This window comes from Streptomyces sp. NPDC051041, from assembly GCF_044456065.1.
GTDB lineage: Bacteria > Actinomycetota > Actinomycetes > Streptomycetales > Streptomycetaceae > Streptomyces > Streptomyces glaucus.
The window spans coordinates 490,649-507,288 of the sequence record NZ_JBITFM010000002.1; the positions used below are offsets into that span (position 1 = coordinate 490,649).

19 protein-coding genes are annotated in these 16,640 nt (G+C 73.1%); 15 read left to right on the forward strand and 4 right to left on the reverse strand.

Annotated features, from left to right (window positions below):
- The 12 genes from ACIBAI_RS05525 to ACIBAI_RS05580 all read left to right on the forward strand — a co-directional run bounded on the left by ACIBAI_RS05525 (position 1) and on the right by ACIBAI_RS05580 (position 10,172).
- Positions 1-1,254, forward strand: coding sequence for a CpaE family protein (locus tag ACIBAI_RS05525; RefSeq protein WP_399031182.1), 1,254 nt, complete (start codon positions 1-3; stop codon positions 1,252-1,254).
- Positions 1,251-1,661, forward strand: coding sequence for a pilus assembly protein (locus ACIBAI_RS05530; protein WP_399031184.1), 411 nt, complete (start codon positions 1,251-1,253; stop codon positions 1,659-1,661). Before ACIBAI_RS05525 ends, ACIBAI_RS05530 begins: the two co-directional genes overlap by 4 nt.
- 1 nt (position 1,662) lies before the next feature.
- Entirely contained in the window at positions 1,663-2,082 is a 420-nt protein-coding gene (locus ACIBAI_RS05535) for a TadE/TadG family type IV pilus assembly protein (protein ID WP_399031185.1), read from the forward strand.
- Between the two features lie 40 nt (positions 2,083-2,122).
- Positions 2,123-3,460, forward strand: a complete 1,338-nt coding sequence (locus ACIBAI_RS05540; protein ID WP_399031187.1) for a CpaF family protein — start codon at positions 2,123-2,125, stop codon at positions 3,458-3,460.
- 18 nt (positions 3,461-3,478) lie between these two features.
- A complete protein-coding gene (locus ACIBAI_RS05545) occupies positions 3,479-4,423 on the forward strand; it encodes a type II secretion system F family protein (RefSeq protein WP_399031189.1) in 945 nt (314 codons plus the stop codon).
- A 21-nt stretch (positions 4,424-4,444) separates the two neighbouring features.
- Positions 4,445-5,332 (forward strand): DUF5936 domain-containing protein, encoded by an 888-nt coding sequence (locus ACIBAI_RS05550; RefSeq protein ID WP_399031191.1) that lies wholly within the window; start codon positions 4,445-4,447, stop codon positions 5,330-5,332.
- 20 nt (positions 5,333-5,352) lie between these two features.
- Positions 5,353-6,978 carry a sensor histidine kinase gene (locus ACIBAI_RS05555; RefSeq protein WP_399031193.1) on the forward strand — a complete coding sequence of 542 codons (1,626 nt, stop codon included), beginning with the start codon at positions 5,353-5,355 and terminating at the stop codon, positions 6,976-6,978.
- A gap of 47 nt (positions 6,979-7,025) precedes the next feature.
- Positions 7,026-7,916 (forward strand): response regulator, encoded by an 891-nt coding sequence (locus ACIBAI_RS05560; protein ID WP_399031195.1) that lies wholly within the window; start codon positions 7,026-7,028, stop codon positions 7,914-7,916.
- Positions 7,917-8,070: 154 nt separating this feature from the next.
- Positions 8,071-8,304, forward strand: a complete 234-nt coding sequence (locus tag ACIBAI_RS05565; RefSeq protein ID WP_344605668.1) for a hypothetical protein — start codon at positions 8,071-8,073, stop codon at positions 8,302-8,304.
- Positions 8,304-8,918 carry a pilus assembly protein TadG-related protein gene (locus ACIBAI_RS05570; protein WP_399031197.1) on the forward strand — a complete coding sequence of 205 codons (615 nt, stop codon included), beginning with the start codon at positions 8,304-8,306 and terminating at the stop codon, positions 8,916-8,918. The genes ACIBAI_RS05565 and ACIBAI_RS05570 overlap by 1 nt, the downstream gene beginning before the upstream one ends.
- Positions 8,919-8,934: 16 nt before the next feature.
- Positions 8,935-9,513 (forward strand): hypothetical protein, encoded by a 579-nt coding sequence (locus ACIBAI_RS05575; protein WP_399031199.1) that lies wholly within the window; start codon positions 8,935-8,937, stop codon positions 9,511-9,513.
- Between the two features lie 8 nt (positions 9,514-9,521).
- On the forward strand, positions 9,522-10,172 hold the full coding sequence (locus tag ACIBAI_RS05580; RefSeq protein WP_399031388.1) for an OmpA family protein: 651 nt from the start codon (positions 9,522-9,524) through the stop codon (positions 10,170-10,172).
- A gap of 98 nt (positions 10,173-10,270) precedes the next feature.
- Here the strand turns inward: ACIBAI_RS05580 and ACIBAI_RS05585 are convergent, their stop codons facing one another.
- From ACIBAI_RS05585 to ACIBAI_RS05595, 3 genes are all read right to left on the reverse strand, one after another.
- Entirely contained in the window at positions 10,271-10,462 is a 192-nt protein-coding gene (locus ACIBAI_RS05585; protein WP_399031201.1) for a hypothetical protein, read from the reverse strand.
- Between the two features lie 78 nt (positions 10,463-10,540).
- Complete coding sequence (locus tag ACIBAI_RS05590; protein WP_399031203.1) at positions 10,541-10,735, reverse strand: Scr1 family TA system antitoxin-like transcriptional regulator; 195 nt, start codon at positions 10,733-10,735, stop codon at positions 10,541-10,543.
- Positions 10,736-10,748: 13 nt separating this feature from the next.
- Positions 10,749-11,270, reverse strand: coding sequence for a Scr1 family TA system antitoxin-like transcriptional regulator (locus tag ACIBAI_RS05595; RefSeq protein WP_399031205.1), 522 nt, complete (start codon positions 11,268-11,270; stop codon positions 10,749-10,751).
- Between the two features lie 438 nt (positions 11,271-11,708).
- Between ACIBAI_RS05595 and ACIBAI_RS05600 the strand changes: the two genes are divergently transcribed.
- Both ACIBAI_RS05600 and ACIBAI_RS05605 read left to right on the forward strand, forming a co-directional pair.
- Entirely contained in the window at positions 11,709-14,060 is a 2,352-nt protein-coding gene (locus ACIBAI_RS05600; protein ID WP_399031206.1) for a hypothetical protein, read from the forward strand.
- Entirely contained in the window at positions 14,057-14,920 is an 864-nt protein-coding gene (locus tag ACIBAI_RS05605; RefSeq protein ID WP_399031208.1) for a hypothetical protein, read from the forward strand. The genes ACIBAI_RS05600 and ACIBAI_RS05605 overlap by 4 nt, the downstream gene beginning before the upstream one ends.
- 176 nt (positions 14,921-15,096) lie before the next feature.
- On the opposite strand, the gene ACIBAI_RS05610 is transcribed toward ACIBAI_RS05605, so the two are convergent.
- Positions 15,097-15,471, reverse strand: a complete 375-nt coding sequence (locus tag ACIBAI_RS05610) for a DUF192 domain-containing protein (RefSeq protein WP_399031210.1) — start codon at positions 15,469-15,471, stop codon at positions 15,097-15,099.
- Positions 15,472-15,552: 81 nt separating this feature from the next.
- Here ACIBAI_RS05610 and ACIBAI_RS05615 point away from each other — a divergent pair, with 81 nt between their 5' ends.
- Positions 15,553-16,359, forward strand: coding sequence for a prepilin peptidase (locus ACIBAI_RS05615; RefSeq protein ID WP_399031211.1), 807 nt, complete (start codon positions 15,553-15,555; stop codon positions 16,357-16,359).
- Positions 16,360-16,640 lie beyond the last annotated feature (281 nt).

The window sequence follows — 16,640 nt, forward strand, 5'->3', positions numbered from 1 at the left end:
ATGCCCACGAGGATCCTCCCGGCGATCGGCGACGCGGACGCGGTCCGGTCCATCACGACACTGCTCAGCCAGCTCCCGGACGCCGAGCCGGTGGCCCCGGTGGCCGACTCCACCCAGCTGGTCGACACCCTCGCGCGGCTGGCCGCCGAGTCGGTCGACGAACTGCCCGAGGTCGTGGTGGTGCACGAGCGGATCGGTCCGGTGCCCGCACTGGAGCTGATCCGCGAGGTCGCCCTGCGCTTCCCGGCCGTCGGCGTCATCCTCGTCACCTCCGACGCGAGCCCCGGCCTGTTCCAGGCCGCCATGGACTACGGCGCCCGCGGCCTGGTCGCCCTGCCGCTGAGCTACGAGGAGCTGGCCAGCCGCGTCCAGGCGGTCGCCCAGTGGTCCGCGGGCGTACGGCGCCACCTGGGCTCCGGCGGCGACGTGTTCACCGGCGTCGGCGGCACGGTCGTCACGGTCAGCGGCGCCAAGGGCGGCGTGGGGGCCACCCTGACGGCGATCCAGCTGGCCCTGGCGGCCCAGGCGTCGGGCCGCAGCACGGCCCTGGTGGACATGGACCTCCAGACGGGGGACGTCGCCTCCTACCTGGACGTCCAGTTCCGCCGGTCGGTGGTGGACCTGGCGGCCATCACCGACATCTCCCCGCGCGTCCTGGCCGACGCCGTCTTCCGCCACGACACCGGCGTCGCCCTGCTGCTCGCCCCCGCCGAGGGCGAACGCGGCGAGGACGTCACCGACCGCGCCGCCCGGCAGATCGTCAGCGCCCTGCGCTCCCGCTACGAGGTCGTCGTCATCGACTGCGGCGCCCAGCTCAGCGGCGCCGGCGCGGCGGCCGTGGAGATGGCCGACCGGGCGCTGCTGGTCACCACCCCGGACGTGGTCGCGGTCCGGGGCGCCAAACGAGCGGTGCGGATGTGGGACCGGCTGCAGATCCGCAAGGCGGAGGAGACCACGATCGTCGTCAACCGCCACACCCGGGGCACCGAGATCCAGCCCCCGCTGATCCAGAAGATCACCGGCACGGCGGTCGCGGCCACCGCGATCCCGGCCCACTTCAAGGAACTCCAGGGCGCCGTGGACGCCGGACGCGTCCACGAGCTGGACAGCAAGGGCGCGGTCAAGCAGGCTCTGTGGGGCCTCGCGGGCGAACTCGGGCTCGTCAAGGCCGCCGAGGGCGCCCGGAAGGCGGGCAGGCTCCGGGGCGACCGGGGCGCGGTGAGCCTCCGGCGGCGGAAGGACGGTGGGGGATGACACGGCGCGTCCCGACACGGGCACGGGAGCGGCGGACGGCGCGCGACCGGGGCCAGGTCACGATCGAGTTCCTCGGCATGACACCGACGATCCTCGTCACGCTGGTGGCGCTGTGGCAGGCGGTCCTCGTGGGATACACCTTCACCCTCGCGGGCAACTCCGCCGACGAGGCCGTACGGGAGGGCACGGCCGCGGCGCCGGGACAGCGGCAGGCGGCGTGCGAGCAGGCCGGCCTGGACAAGCTGTCGGACGCGTGGCGGGAGGGCGCCGACGTCAGCTGCGCGACGGCCGGCGGCTACGTCACCTCCGACGTGACGCTGAGGGTCCCCGTCCTGTTCCCGGGCACGATCGCTTTTCCCTTCGAGGTCGAGGGCCACGCGGGCGCCGTCGAGGAGGCGAAGAACTGAGATGCCGTACGGCAACGACGACCGGGAGCGGCTGCGGCGCGACCGGGAACGGCGGGAACACGAGCGCCGGGAGCGGCAGCGGCGGCGCGACGCCGGCCAGGTCGCCCTCGAGTACCTGGGCTTCCTCCCGGTCCTGCTCGTCGTGGCGATGGCGGCCGTACAGCTCGGCCTGATCGCCTACACCGCCCAGCAGGCCGGCACCGCCGCCCGGACCGGCGCGCGCAGCGCCTCGCTGGACGAGGACTACCAGCGGCACTGCAAGGCCGCGCTCAGCGACTGGCTGGCCGACCGGACCACCTGCACGGCGGCGTACTCGGGCGAGGAGGTCACCGTCACCGCCTCCGTGCGGATCCCCTCGGTCGTCCCCGGCTGGACCTTCGACGACGCCGAGAAGACGGCGACGATGCCGCTCGACCGCTGAGGCACCCAGAAAGCCCGGAACGAACGAGGAGCACCGGACCATGAGCCTGCGGGCACGCATCCACTCCCCCGAGGAGAACGGCAACCGGGGCGAGGACGGCCACCTGGTCGCCTCCTACCGCGCCAAGCTCCTGGAGGAGATCGACCTCGCGGAGATGAGTTCGCTGGCCGCGGCCGAACGCAGGGCCCGGCTGGAGCGCGTGCTCGGACACATCATCAGCCGCGAGGGCCCCGTCCTGTCGACGATCGAACGCTCCCAGCTGATCCGCCGGGTCGTCGACGAGGCGCTGGGCCTGGGCATCCTCGAACCCCTCCTGGAGGACGCCTCCATCACGGAGATCATGGTGAACGGCCCCGACGCGATCTTCGTGGAGCGCGGCGGCCGGGTGGAGCAGCTGCCGCTGCGGTTCGCCTCGAACGACCAGCTCATGCAGACCATCGAGCGCATCGTCTCCACCGTCAACCGCCGCGTCGACGAGTCCAACCCGATGGTCGACGCCCGCCTGCCCTCCGGCGAACGCGTCAACGTCATCATCCCGCCGCTGTCCCTGACCGGCGCCACCCTCACCATCCGCCGCTTCCCGCGCTCCTTCACCCTGCACGAGCTGATCGGCCTCGGCTCGCTCGACGAGCCCATGCTGTACCTGCTGGCGGCCCTGGTGCAGGCCAAGTTCAACATCATCGTCTCCGGCGCCACGGGCACCGGCAAGACGACGCTGCTCAACGCCCTGTCCGGGCTCATCCCCGAGGGCGAGCGCATCATCACCATCGAGGACTCCGCCGAACTCCAGCTCCAGCAGGCGCACGTGATCCGCCTGGAGTCCCGCCCGCCGAACGTGGAGGGCAAGGGCCGGGTCACCATCCGCGACCTGGTCCGCAACTCGCTGCGGATGCGCCCCGACCGCATCGTGGTCGGCGAGGTCCGCGGCGGCGAGTCCCTGGACATGCTCCAGGCGATGTCGACGGGCCACGACGGCTCCCTGGCCACCGTCCACGCCAACAGCGCGGAGGACGCCCTGACGCGCCTGCAGACCCTGGCCTCCATGTCCGACGTGGAGATCCCCTTCGTGGCGCTGCACGACCAGATCAACAGCGCGGTCGACGTCATCGTCCAGCTCACCCGCTTCGCCGACGGCGCCCGCCGCATCACCGAGATAGCCCTGCTGGACAGCCACGGCGGCGAGCCGTACCGGCTGGCCACGGTCGCCCGCTTCAACGCCCGGCCCATGACGGCCGACGGCCGCGTCCACGGCGCGTACGAGCACCTCCCGCTCCCGCGCCGCGCCGCCGACCGCCTCCACATGGCCGGCCAGCCCGTCCCCCAGGCCTTCGGCGTCGCCCGGTCCGCGGACCAGCTGGCCACCCGAGAAGCCAGGTAGGAGGGAGGAACCGTCCCCATGGATCTTCAGACCCTGATCACGCTCACCACCGGCGTCACCCTGCTGACCTGCGTCCTCGCCGTCGTGGGCCTGCACTCCTACGCCATGGGCCGGGCCCAGCGCCAGGCCCTGGTCGACCGCCTGTCGGCCACCGGCCAGGTCCCGGCCGCGGGCCGCCGGCGCCGCTTCCGCACCCTGGACCGCCGCCTGCGCCGCACGGACCTCGGCCGCAGACTGGAACTGCGCCTGGCGGCGACCGGCCTGGACATCACGCCGGGCGAGTTCTTCGTCGCCATGCTCGCCGCGGTCGCGGGCCTGTGGCTGATCGGCCAGGCGACGCTGGCCCCCTTCTTCGGCCCGCTGGCCGGCCTGCTGGGCGTCTGGGCGGCGCTGCAGTTCCTCAACTGGCAGCGCCAGAAACGCATCGAGAAGTTCATCAACCAGCTTCCCGAACTGTCCCGCATCCTGGCCAACGCCACCCAGGCGGGCCTGGCCCTGCGCACCGCGATCGGGATGGCCGCGGAGGAGCTGGAGGCCCCGGCGGGCGAGGAACTCGGCAAGGTGGCCGCCCAGCTCGCGGTCGGCGCCTCCCTGGACGACGCGCTGGGCGAGATGGCGGACCGGCTGCCCTCCCGCGAACTGGTCGTCCTGGTCACCACCCTGGTCCTGTCGAACCGGGCGGGCGGCCAGGTGGTGAGCGCGCTGCGCAACCTGACGGAGACGCTGGAGGAGCGCAAGGAGACCCGCCGCGAGGTCCGCACCCAGCTGTCCCAGGTGAACATGACGTCGTACGCCGTGCCGGTGCTCGGCGTCGGCTCCCTGTTCCTGATGAATGGGGTGAAGGACGGCGCACTGGAACGCATGACGGGCTCGCCGTTCGGCCAGGGCGCGGTGATCGTCGCGTTCTCGCTCTACGCGGTCGGCTTCGTCCTCATCCGCCGCCTGTCCCGCATCGACGTCTGAGAAGGCAGGGGAGAACAACCGATGGGACTTCTGCTCGCCCTGCTCATGGGCCTCGGCGTCTGGGGCGTCTTCGCCGGCATCCGCATGTACCGGGCGGAGGCGAAGCTCCCCGGCGACCTCGCGCTGGCCCTGGAGGTCGGCGCCACCCGCACCGGCGCGGTCGACTCGCTGGTGGACCGCCTCGGCATGCGGTACGCCCCCGCCGTGCTGCGCCTGATGGGCCCCAAGCAGGTCGCCAGGTACCGCCGCAGGATCGACCTGGCGGGCAACCCCGGCGGCCTGACCATCGACCGCTACGCGGCCCGCCGGGCGGTCTACGGCTTCCTGGGCGCCGTCGGCTTCCTGGTCTTCCTCCTGCGCGGCCAGCTCCTCGTGGCGCTGCTGCTGCTCGCCTTCGGCGCGTTCTGGACGGAGGTCGGCATCTGGTCGGCGATCCGCATCCGCAAGGACGTCATCGAACGCACCCTTCCCGACTTCCTCGACGTGCTCGCGGTCGTGGTGAGCGCGGGCCTGGGCTTCCGCCAGGCCCTGGACCGGGTGGCGTCGAAGTACGAGGGCCCGTGGGCGGACGAGCTGCGCATCACCCTGCGCCAGATGGACCTGGGCATGAGCCGCCGCCAGGCCTTCGCGGAGCTGCGGCGGCGCAACGACTCCGAGCAGGTCGCGATGTTCGTGACGGCGTTGCAGCAGGGCGAGGAGCTGGGCGCGCCGATCGTGGACACGCTGGTGGCGCTGGCCAAGGACATGCGGCGCACGGACGCGCAGAACGCCCGCCGCAAGGCCGCCCGCGCGGTCCCCAAGGCCACCATGATGATCACCACGTTCATGGTCCCGGCCACCATGATCCTCCTCGGCGCCGGACTGATCCTCGGCTCGGGCACGGACTTCGGCTCGATCACGGGCAAGTAGGGCGGAGACGGGAAACGGCCATGTCGACCACGGAACCCAGGGAACGCGCGGGGCTGCTGCGCCGCCGCCCCAGAGCCCCGGAGATCACCACCCCGCCGGCGGGCACGGTCCTGCCGGCCCACGTCCGCACGGGCGCCCCCGACGTCCCGGTGACGTCGGTGACACCGGCGCTGCCGCCGGGGTGGGAGCCGGTGGACAGGGCGGCGGCGCCCCGGCGGGGGCGGCCCGCTCCCGCACCACCGGCGGCGAAGCCGGACCCGGCCCGGCCGGCCGCCGGCGCCGCGGACGCCGCACCGGGGCCGGCCGGGGGCGCCGCCGTGCCGGAGCCGGCCGCGGGCGCCGTGCCGGGGCCGCCCGCCCCCGGCGGCGGAACCGGCGCGGACACCGCCGGCGGCGCCCCCGGCAGCCCCACCATCCCCATCCAGGTCAACGCCCTGCAGGCGATGTGCCGCCAGGTCTTCGGCTTCCGCCTGGCCATGATCGCCCTGGCTTCCCCCGCCGCCCTCCTCAACGCCACCCCGGGCCTGGCCACCCGCCTGGTCGGCGCCGCGGTGGTGGTCACCTTCATGGGCTCCTACGTCCTCTTCCGGGACTGGGAGCGCTTCGGCCCCCTGCTCCTGCGCCACCCCACCCTCCTGGCGGTGGACACCCTCTTCGGCGCCCTCCTCCTCATCGCGGCGGGCCCGGACACCACCCTCGCCTACGTCAGCGTCTGCACCCCCCTCCTCGCCGGCATCGTCTACGGCTGGCGCGGAGCCGCCTGCTTCGCCTCCCTCCAGGGCCTGATCCTCCTCCTCGTCCACGCCACCCTGGAGGACCAGCACCGGCAGCCGGGCCTCGCGGAGTCCCTGCTCCTGCCCGGTCTGTGCGTCATCGCCGGCGCGGTGGGCTCCAGCCTCCGCAACCTGATGCTCCGCTTCGGCGCCGCCACCCAGGCCCTGACCACGGTCCAGTCCCGCCTGGCCGTCACGGAGGCGGTCGGCGCCGAACGCGCCCGGCTGGCCCGCGAGATGCACGACTCGGTCGCCAAGACCCTGCACGGCGTGGCCCTGGCCGCGGACGGCCTGGCGGGCTCGGCGGGCGCGGACCGCATGGACCCGGCCCTGGTCAAACAGCAAGCGGAACTGGTGGCCCGGTCGGTCCGCCGCGCGGCCGCGGAGGCCCGCGAACTCCTGGCGGACCTGCGCCGCGAGTCGGACCCGGACCACGGCACGGACGTGCTGGTCGAACTGGCCGCCCGCACCCGCGACTTCAGCGCCCGCACCGGCCTGGCGGCCACCTACCGCCCCACGGGCGACCACGCGGTCCCGCCCGTCCCGCCGGCGGTGGCCCGGCAACTCCTGACGATCGCCTCGGAGGCGATGGAGAACGCCCACCGCCACGCCTGCGCCACCCACGTCGACGTCCGCGCGGGGGTCCACGGCGACCTGCTGCGCATCAGCGTCCACGACGACGGCCGCGGCCTGCCGCCCGGCACCACCCTCGAACAGCTCCGCCGGGCCGGCCACTTCGGCCTGGTCGGCATGGTCGAGCGCGCGGCCTCGGTGGGCGCCCGCATCCGCATAGGCCGCGGCGGCCACCCCAGGGGCACCGAGGTCCGCCTGGAACTGCCGCTGGCGGCCCTGACGGCCCCGCCCCCCGCGTGAAGCACGGCGCAGCACCCGTCCCCCACCCCACGAGAGGAGGCAGCCCGATGCCGGACCAGACGACGACGCCCCACCCCGGCCCCCCGCAGCCGCCCCCGGACCCGTTCGAGCACGTCCCGCCCCCGGCCCCCCTGCGGGTCGTCGTGGCCGACGACAACCCGGTGGTCCGCGCCGGCCTCACCGCCCTCCTGTCCGGCCGCGCGGACATCACGGTCGTCGCGGAGGCCGCCGACGGCCGCCAGGCCTACGAGGCCGCCCACCACCACCGCCCCGACGTCGTCCTGCTGGACGTCCGCATGCCGGGCGTGGACGGCATCTCGGCGCTCCCGTACCTCGTGCGGATCGCCCCGGTCGTGATGCTGACGTACAGCAGGGAGTCGGAGATCGTCCAGGAGGCCCTGCGCAGGGGAGCGGGCGGCTACCTCGTCCACGGCGAGTTCACCGCCGACCAGCTGGTCACGGCCGTGCGGGACGTCAAGGAGGGCAGGGCCCACTTCACCCCGACGGCGGCGGGGGCCCTCCTGGCCCAGCTCCGCCAGGGAGCGGGCCCGAGCGGCCCCCCGCTCCCGGACGGCCTGGGACAGACGAATGCGACTGCACACGAGAACTCCAGCCCAACAACCTTACAGCCAAACACTTCTACGGAAAACCTTTCGCAACTGCAACCGAATGTGAGACAGTCGTCGGGATGGTCGGGCGGCCACCCGGCCGCCCACGACAGGTCACGGTTCCAGCTGAGCACGAGGGAGGCGGAGATCATGGACCTCATCGCGTCCGGCATGACCAACCAGCAGATCGCCGCCACCTGCTTCATCAGCGAGAAGACGGTCAAGAACCACATCAACCGCATCTTCGCCAAGCTCCACAGCACCAGCCGCTCCGAGGCCGCCGCCAAGTGGCTCGGCACGGCCCCGGACCCACGCCGGGGACTGGGGTGACACGCGATGACGTTCCGGGGGAGTGAGACACCGCCCTGGGCCCGCGAATGGGCCCGGGAATGGGCCCTGGGGCCCTCCGGGCAGCGAGGAGTTCCGCCGTACGGTTCCGGAGTCGGAAGCGGCACCGGTCAAGCGACACCCGGAGGGGAACACCATGAGCGACCTGATGCTGAAGACTGCCGTTGCCACCAAGGTCCGTGTGAACGGCTGGAAGAACACCACGGTCGAGGCGGTTCAGCGCCGCGCCGGCGACCGGGGGCAGACCGCGGTGGAGTACCTGGGCATCATCGCGGTGGTCGTGGCGATCGTGCTGGCGATCACGGGCACGGACATCGGGCAGACGATCCTCGACAAGATCAAGGCACAGGTCGCCAAGGTCGCTCCTTGATGCGACCGCGCAAGTACGGCGACGCAGGGCAGGCCTTCCCCATCTACATCACGGTGGTGGGGGGCCTGCTCTTCCTCGCGTTCGCGTACTTCGCGGTCGGCCAGGCCGCGGCGAATCGGAACGGCGCCCAGACGGCCGCTGACGCGGCGGCCCTCGCGGCGGCCCAGGACACCCGGGACAAGCTGGCGGGCGAGTGGGTGGAGAACGTGCTCGACCCGACCAAGTGGCAGGACATCTTCGACGGGGACGTGCAGTTGGCGACTGGCGCTTGTGCGCGGGCAGCTCAGCTCGCCGCGCAGAACGACGCCGAGGTGCGGGGCTGCAATCCGGACGGACTGCTGGGGTGGACGGTCGAGGTCGAGACGAACAAGTCCGTCGGAGACTCCATCGTGCCCGACACGGAGAACCAGAGGGCGAACGCCTTCGCCACCGCAGTGGTAGAACCTCGGTGCACGTTCCCGCCCCCCGCCGAGGACGCGGAGAACGACGTACTGCCCAGGCTCTCCTGCGAGGGCGAGGACTGGGATCTGGATCCGAAAAACCTTATCGATCTTCCGGAACCCAAAGACCTCTTCGATGTCCATCTGGCCGATCCACAAGCGAACGACGAGTGATGAAGGAAGCAGAGAGATGAGCATTCGGTTCACTGCCAAGGCCCGCAGGGGGATGGTTGCGTTGACTGCGGCAGCCGGCCTGGTCCTGGGTGTGGCCGGCTGCGGCGGAGGCGGTGATGACGAGAAGCCGGACACATCGGCATCCGCCACGAAGGGCGATGGGTCCGAGCCGAGTGCTCAGGAGGGGCAGGCAGAAGAGCCGTTGGCCGAACTGAAGGGACCCCAGAGCCTCTTCCTTCAGATCACTTCCGCCAAGCGGGATTCAGGCGGGTTCGTGACGGTGAACGGAACCCTGAAGAACGACGGCTCGGAAACAGTGGTCGTTCCCTCCAACCTGAGTGGCAACGAGACCGAGATCATCAAGAACGGGAGTTCTCTCGGTGGTGCCACGCTTGTGGACCCCAAAGGGAAGAAGCGCTACTACGTCCTGCGTGACACGGACGGCCGCCCTCTGACCACTATCGGTCTGCCTACTCTGAAGGCCGGTGAATCCGTTCCGGTCTTCATGCAGTTCCCGGCCCCGCCGGCCAGTACGACCGAAGTCGGTTTCCAGCTGCCGGGTTTCCCCACTGCCACCATCACGATCTCCGGGTGAGGCGCACGATGACCGTCACCCCCACCTCACTCCGAGCGGGAACCCCCCGCCTCGCCCTCACCCTGACCGCCGCCACCGTCATGGTCGCCACGAACGTCTTCGGCGCGGTGGCTTACGCCGACGACGGCCCCAGCGTCCCTCCGGGCACCGAGGCGACGGCCTCCGCGCCCGTGGAGGTGGACGCCAACGATCCGGACCTGAAGCTTCCGGACGGCGCCACCCTCGCCGAACCCAAGGTCCTCGACATCAAGTCGGTCGTGGAGGACGAGAGCGGTGACGAGCGCCGCGAGGACACCAACTCGGACGTGAAGTTCGCGCTCCAGGCCGAGGTGCTGTTCGGCAAGGACAGCGCCAAGCTCAGTGCCGCGGCGAGGGCGCGCATCGAGGGGATCGCCGAGGAGATCAAGACGCAGAACGCGACGCAGGTCCGCGTCTTCGGCTTCACCGACGACCTCGGCTCCTCCGCTCACGGCGACGTCCTGTCCAAGCAGCGCGCCAACGCCGTCCAGGAGGTCCTGGACCAGCAGCTGAACGACTCCAACATCACCTACGAGGTGCGCGGCTACGGCGAGCAGTACCCGATCGCCGACAACTCGACGGAGGCCGGCCGCAAGAAGAACCGCCGGGTGGAGGTCTCCTTCCCCCGCACGGAGAGCTGACGCACGCCCGGAATCCGTGCCGGAGCCGAGGGGCCCGTCCCGCGCCGTCGCCGACAGGCACGGGCCCCGCTTCCCGGCCGGCTCACCGGCGGACGGCCCTACAGCAGGTGGTCCGCCTTGCCCGCCTCGATGTCCTGGACGAGGGCACGGAGGGCCTCCCGGCTGTCGGTGAGGTACCGGTCCTCCTGCCCGGCGACGGCGATGTAGGCGTTGCCCTCGCCGTCGGTGCCTGTGCGGAAGCAGTTGTTGCTCTCGGCGCAGAAGGGTTCTTCCCAGGTGATCCCGGCCATGGTGACTCCTCGGAGATGGCGGGCGATGGTGTGCATGAAGTTCCGTGACGCCTTCGGGTCCAGCGACTTGGCGTGCCATCAGTCGATATGAGCACGGTACTTGGGGAGCTGCGCCTCGGCGTGAGTGAACTCTCCGCCGTGGGCCGAGTCCAGTTGCACGGTGTCCAGCTGGGGAACGACTCCGCTGGCGTACAGCACCGCGTGCCCCGCTCCCGGAAAGGCACCGACCTTGACGGGAAGGACTCGCACCTCGACATTGGGCCGCTCGGACATGTCACACAGATGCTCAAGTCGTTCCCGGGCCGTACGGCGTACGCCGTACGCCGAACTGCATCCGCAGTGCCCGCTCGTGGACGTGGGCCACGTATCCGACGGGATTCTCCCGCTCCAGGGCCTGCTGCCGTTGCACACGCTGTGCGACCCGCAGTTCGGCCTCCGACTTCGGCAGCGGGGGCAAGGCCGCCTCGAAGATCGCGCGGGCGTATCCGCCCAGTCGGAGCAGTCCGGGTACGCGCACGGTCTGCAAGCTCCGCAGCCGCGTGGAGAACCACTCCGATTCGGCAACGTCCAGCAGCCCTTGCGGCAGACTGCCTCGGTACTGGTCCCACCAGCCCCACGTGCGGGAATCGGCCATGGCGACCAGTCCTTCGAGGTACGCCTGGTCGGCGCAGTCGTAGTTGCTGGCGCGTATCCGGATGCGCTCGGGTGAGACGGCGCGGATACCCGACTCCATGTTGGACACCTTCGTACGGCCCAGGCCGAGCAGCCCGGCGGCGTACTCCGTGGTCCTGCCCGCCGCAAGCCGCATCTGGTGAGCGAACTGGCCGCCTGCCGCCTGCCGCCTGCCGCCCGTCGCGGAGGTGTACCTGTCGCTGCGCTACCGGGACGATGCCCTCCGCGTGATCCGCTACGACGGCCGTCCCTGCCACACCCACCCCCGTCTGGCCGCTGCCCGCGACGCCCGCCGCCGCGCCGTGCTGCGCGTGCCGGCCTGCGTGGTGAAGGCCTGCGCCGGGGACCGGGGCTTCGGCGACGCACGTGAACCGGGCGGCGGCACGCGGATGTGGGCGGTGCTGCCGGGCAGGGCGCCGCGGCCTGCCTGGACGCGGAGCCGTGGAGCGGGCGCGGGCCCCGGCTTTGGGCGCCGATTTGGGCCCGCGGGCCCATGCCGCCCCACCGGCCCCTTCCTACCCTCGGCCGTGTCGTGGACAGGCCTCACGCGGAGCGAGCCGAGGGGGAGCGGGCAATGGCCTCGATCGGGGGAGCAGGGGGAGCGGGAGAAGCGGGCGGAATACCCGGATCCGGGGCCGCGTGGTTCCCGGAGCACGGCCGGCGCCGGGACCTGCCCGGTCCGCTCCGCGCGGCGCTGGTCCTCGTCCACGCCCTCTTCCTGATCACGGTCGTCGGCGGTCTCGGTCTCCTGCTCACCGCCTCCTCGTACGACGCCCTCGACGGCGGCGTTCTCGCCCTGACCGCCTACGGAGCCGCCCCCGGCGTCCTCGGCTGGTGGCTGGCCCGGCGGAGCCGGGAGGGCGGAATCCGGACCTGGGCCGGTCTGATCGCCGTACAGGCATGGCTGGTCCTCGGAGCGGTCGGCAACATCGTCCAGGGCTCGTCCCGGGGCTGCGTCCAGCTCTTCCTGCCCGTCCTGATCCTGTACTTCCTGACCCGGCCGGACAGCCGCGCCTGGTACCGCCTCCCCGAGCCGGACCGCCGGGAACGCCGCCCCTTCTCCCTGGCCCGCATGATCCGCTGGCGCCGGGACGAGGGCCAGACGGCGGTGGAGTACGCGGGCCTGGTCGCGGTCGTGGCGGCGATCATCGCCGCCCTGGTCGTCAGCGGCCTGGGCACGCGGATCCACGCCGGCGTCCAGGCGCAGGTCTGCAAGGTCACCGGCATGGGCTGCGCCGCCCCGGCGGGCGACGGCACGGACGTGACGGCGGGCGACGGCCCGAAGACCGATCCCGGCTCCGACCCCGATCCCGGCCCCGGCCCCGGCCCCGGCAGTGACGGTGATGACGGCGACAAGACGGAAGCCGGCGACGGCGACGCCCCGGAGACGGACGACGACGGCGGGAAGACCGAAAGCGACAACGGGGACGGACAGGCCGGGGGCGGGCAGACCGGGGACGGACAGGCCGGGGACGGACAGGCCGGGGACGAGCGGAGCGACGAGGCGACCGGGCGGGGCCGGCAGGACGAGGAGGAGCCGAAAACCCCGGAGAACGCGGAAGAAACGGAGAACGAGGGGAGCGAGCAGAACGAGGGGAGCGAGGAGAGCGCGGGGAACGCGGAGGACACGGACGACGACGGCTGCTTCTCCGGCTTCGGCGCCTTCCTCGGCTGCGCCGGGGACCAGGTCGAACAGGTCGGCGAGGGTCTCTTCGTCGACGGCATCGGCGGTGACCTCAAGGGCGTCTGGGACACGGTATCCAACCCCCTGGACACGCTGGAGGGCCTAAAGGACTACGGCGGCACGATCGCCGACCAGTGGTCCGAGGGCGCCAGGGAAGCGAGCGACAAGTGGGCCAGGGGCGACTACCTGGACGCGCTCACCGACTGGGGCGGCGCGACCGTCGACTCGGGTGTGAAGATCCTCGACGACATGTTCGTCGGGGACGAGGTCCGCGACCACTGGGACAAGGGTGACAAGACCCGGGCCGCCACCACGGTCATCTGGAACGTCGGCTCCCTCTTCATCCCCGGCTACGGCGAGGCCAAGGTCGCCGGGAAGCTGGGCAAGCTCGGGAAACTCGGCAAGCTGGGCAAACTCGCCGACGAGGCGGCCGAGGCGGCGGAGCGGGCCCGGAAGGCGGCCGGGGCGGGGGACGCCGAGGGCGCCCGGAAGGCGGCCCGGGAGGCCGACGAGGCGGCCGACGAAGCCGAGCGCAAGGCCCGCGAGTCCGGCTGCACGATCGCGGCACCGGCCCGCCGGACCCCGTACGGGGGCGGCCCGCAGCTGGGCGGCCCCGGCACCGGCACCACGGTCCTGGCCCTCACCGCCGCCACCTCTCCGTACGTCGTCCTGGCCGACGACGGCTGCGACGAGGAGGCCCGCGAACAGGCGAAGCAGGCCCGCGAGCAGGCCGAGGCGGCCGAGAAGGCGGCGGACGAGGCCGAGAAGAAGGCGGACGGGGCGAACGGCGGCAAGCCGGCCAACGAGTGGCGGGCGAGGGACGACATCGCCGGTCCGGCGCGCGGGAAGACCCTGAGGTTCCCCAACAAGCGGCACACCGTCAGCGGATCGGCGGGCGGCCAGGTCAAGGAACGCAACACCGTGATCCTCAGAGGGAACGAGGACCTGGTCCGCGCCGACATCGAGGGAATCGCGAACGGCCGTGCCACCCTGTCGCCGGACGGGAACACGTACGAGATCAACGGGCGGACGTACGAGGTGGAGGGCAACGGGACGGTCTTCCCCAAGTCCGGTCCGGGACTCGTCGAGATGGACCGCATCGAGTACGCCGCCCTGAAGGAGATCGCGCGGAACAAGGGCGACATCGGCAAGTCGCAGCAATTGCAGCGCGATCCCAAATTCGTCGACAATCCGGCGAAGGTGCAGAAGGCCAAGCAGATCTACGACGGGACGTACAAGTGATCGGAAACCTCTTCACCGTCGCGGAATGGGACGCGGGAAGGCTCCGGCGCGTTCTCGCGGACCTGCTGGCGGTCCCGGACGAGGAGGTCGACGTGGCCGACGCGGACGCGGACCAGGAGGGGCGGCGGTGGGAAGCCCCCGTGCTCTGTACGTACCGCCGGCTGCCGCCGGGCGACCTGGCGCTCGAACTGGACGTCACGGTCGGGGAACGGGCCGCGGGCGGTCTCACGGAGGAAGGCCTCGCCCACGGCGTCGCGGCCGGGGCGGGGGGATCCGTGCTCTACCCCTCGGACCTCGACCTGCCCAGTGCCTACTGGATCGCGGTGCCGGACGGACGTGCGGTCAGGTGCCGGCTGGAGGCGGTGGAGACCGGCGAGGACACCGCCTACCGGGTGGACGCCGTGGAGGAACCGGTGGCCGACCTGCCCGGTGCGCACGTGGGCCCGCTTCCGGAGGTCATCGACCGGCAGCCCGTCGCCACGCCCCTCTCCGACGCCTTCCTCGCCGGCCGCCCGACGGGGCCGGCGGCGAGCGTCGAGGGCCGCCTCCACCACCACCTGCGCGTGTGGGAGCGGCTGGCCCGCCGCATGGAGTCCGGATGGAGCCCGTCGGGCCGGTACCGGGAGGACCTGTTCCGACGCGATCTGGAAGCCCGGGACGAGCTGGCGCGCCTGGCCGGCGAGGCCGGCGGCACCTGCGCCGACGCCCTGCGCTCCGTGGTCGGCCGGCTGGACCGCGTCGTCCTGGAGCACACCGAGCCCGAGGGGGACGCCGCGGCCCGCGCGGACGAACGGCCCGGCCGGGACGAGAGCGCGGAGGGCTGGTGGTGGCACCGGCGGCCCCGGCGGATCCCCTGGTGAGGGCCGGCACGGTGATCGGGGAGCGCGCGGCGCCCGTGCCACGGGACCACCTGCCGCCCGCCGCGGTGCGTGGATTCCCCGGCCCCGGAGCGGCCTGACCCGCCACAGGCCCCGGCGCGGCGGCACCCGGCCCCGCGCGCCCGCCGACGGCCAGGGAAGCCGCCGGCCGGGGCGCCCTACTCCGCGGCGGCGACCTCCACCCGCCCCCCGACCCGCACCCCCCACCCGGCCATCGCCCCGGCCTCCGCCTCCAGCACGTGCCGTGACCGGATCCGCGGCAGCCCGAGCCGGCCCGGCCGCATGGTGCGCACGGCGACGACCCGCAGCCGGCGGTCGAGGTACGCCACGTCGATGGGGAACCGCATCCGGAAGGTGTGCACGCCGCCGGCCGGCGACAGCAGGATCGCCCCGTCGACCGAGTCCCGCCCCAGCAGTCCCCTGGTGCGGGCCCGGTAGGAGGCCGCGATCTCCAGCGGCACCCGGACGGGCGGGGCCCCGCCGTCCCCGTGCACGACCAGCGTCCCCCGCCCGTCCCGCCAGCGCCGCCCCATACCGAGGCCACCTCCCTGCCCGTCACCCGCCGTAGGGCCGACTGCCCGGACCGAACGTATCCGCGGGGAAGTGGGTCCCGCATGGGCCCACGGGCCCATGCGCGGCGGGACACGGCGGCATACGGTCCCGGAGTGCTGTTCCTCCTGACGACCGCGGCAGCCCTGTGGGGCGCGGGCGCCGGCCTCCTGCTGCCCCGCGCCGCCCACCGCCTCTCGGTCGACCCCGGACAACCGTGGAACGACCGCTGCCCCGGCGGCCACGCGATCACCGGCGCCTTCGCCGGCTGGCTCGGCCGGGCCCGCTGCCCGCACACCGGCGCCGCACCGCGGCCCTGCGGACCCTACGGCCCCGGCACACCGGCCGTCGCGACGCTGACGGCCCTGGTCTGCGCGGCCCTCGCCGCGGCGGCCGGTCCCCGCCCCGAGACGGCCGTCTGGCTCCTCGCCACCCCGGCAGCGGTCCTCCTGGCCCTCGTCGACCGCCGGGTGCACCGCCTCCCCGACGTCCTCACCCTCCCCCTCGCCGCCGCGCTCGCCGTCCTCCTGGCCCCGGCGTCCGCCCTCCCCGCCGCCGCGGGCTCCTGGCCGAGGAGCCTGCTGGGCGGTCTCGCCCTGGCCGGCGGCTACTTCCTCCTCTTCCTCGTCAACCCGTCCGGCATGGGCTTCGGCGACGTCAAACTGGCCCTGTCCCTGGGGCTGGCCCTCGGCTGGTACGGCTGGCGGCCCCTGCTGACCGGCGCCTTCGCCGGCATCCTCTACGGCGCCCTGTACGGCCTGGCCCTCGTCGCCCTGCGCCGGGCGAACCGCAGGTCCGCCATCCCCCTGGGGCCCTTCATGATGGGCGGGGCGTTCACCGGCCTGGTGCTGGGAGCGGCGACGGCGACGTGACCCCCGTCCGGCGCCGTGCGGACCAGCCGGGACCGCCGGACGGGCCAACCGGGCGGATCGGCCGGGCGGACCAGCCGGACGGACCAGTCGGGACCGCCGGACGGGCCAACCGGGCGGATCGGCCGGGCGGACCAGCCGGACGGATCAGCCGGGACCGGCCGTGCGGTCCGGCCGCGCGGACGCCGGGACGCGCCGGCGCAGGCGCCCCGGCCGAAGCCGCCGACGCGGACGGACGCCGGCGGGTACGGACATCCGGACAACCCCGACACCGTGGAGATCGT